This window comes from Collinsella sp. AM15-2 (assembly GCF_003471985.1).
Taxonomy (GTDB): domain Bacteria; phylum Actinomycetota; class Coriobacteriia; order Coriobacteriales; family Coriobacteriaceae; genus Collinsella.
The window spans coordinates 1-737 of record NZ_QRKO01000053.1 but is presented as its reverse complement, the minus strand read 5'-3'; the positions used below and the strand labels follow the sequence as shown (position 1 = coordinate 737).

Annotated in this window: 1 protein-coding gene; it reads right to left on the bottom strand. The window is 57.8% G+C overall.

Annotated elements, in window-relative coordinates:
• Positions 1 to 52: 52 nt before the first annotated feature.
• The coding region (locus tag DW171_RS10050; protein WP_118271101.1) for an LPXTG cell wall anchor domain-containing protein at positions 53 to 737 on the bottom strand (685 nt) is incomplete at its 5' end.

Below are 737 nucleotides of genomic sequence, written 5' to 3'. Positions count from 1 at the left end.
CCTCTTTTTGTCTCTGGGCTTGTGGATTGGCGAAGACAATAACCGCTGGCAGCTACTTTGAGTTCTTGATGCGGCGTACACCCGCGGTGGCTATTCCGAACCCTGCGGCGACGATTCCTGCGAGCGTGATTGCGCTCGGGGCTGCGTCGCCCGTGTTCGCGAGCTTGCCGGCGGTCGTATCTGCTTGCTTGGTGGAGCTCGATGGAGCGTATTTGCCGGTCGCGGGCGAGCTGGCGGGCTGTGCCGTTTCGGCCGGCTGCGCTGAGCTGGAGGGTTTTGTCGTCTCGGCGGGTTTCGTTATCTCGGGCGAGGTGGCCTTGTCTGCCGCGGCCTTTGCCTCTTCGTATGCCTTGCAGGCGTCGTCATAGGCCGCTTGCGCCTTTTCCAAATCGCTAAGGAGCGCATCTCGCTTGGCTACGTCCTCATCGATGTGGGCTTTGGCTTCCTCTGCCTCACTTTCGAAATACTGAACCTGTTTTTCCTGGCTTTCGAGCCGGCGTTGGCAGTGGTGAAGATCATCTTCACAAGATTTTTCTCGCCTTTCTGCCGACATGATCTCACTTCGCAACTGCTTAATAGTTTCGTTAGAAGCTCCGTCGTCGATTGCCTTATTTAATTCTGCCTGAAGGCCGCTTGTCCGGTAGTGGGCCTCATCGTATTTGGCTTGGGCTGCACCGACGTTCGCTTGCATGGCGGGAAGGCGTTCCCTCCGTTTGGTGGCTTCCGTCACCACCATG